At 52.5% G+C, this 276-nt stretch carries 1 protein-coding gene; it reads left to right on the forward strand.

The window, feature by feature from the left end; genetic code table 11:
• On the forward strand, positions 1-276 hold a 276-nt coding region (locus KMS84_RS44535; RefSeq protein WP_285894511.1), incomplete at both ends, for a tellurite resistance TerB C-terminal domain-containing protein.

The raw sequence follows: 276 nt of genomic DNA on the forward strand, positions 1-276 counted from the left end.
GACAAAATTGCGCAGCTCCAACGCGAGACGGCAGCGGTTTCAGCATTGTTGGCGGAGGTATTCAATGATGAATCTCCAGAACCGCCTATCGTGAAAGTCAGTATCAGGGATCAGCCAACTGATCATACGGCGACTGTGCATGGGCTCGACACAGAACACTCAGCGTTTCTACGAATGATCGTGTCACGCCGAGAATGGAGCCGCCAAGAGCTGGAAGATGTTGCCACTGATATGGAACTCATGCTGGACGGTGCTCTCGAGCACATCAACGACATG

Source organism: Streptomyces hilarionis, assembly GCF_024539675.1.
GTDB classification, from domain to species: Bacteria; Actinomycetota; Actinomycetes; order Streptomycetales; family Streptomycetaceae; genus Streptomyces; species Streptomyces hilarionis.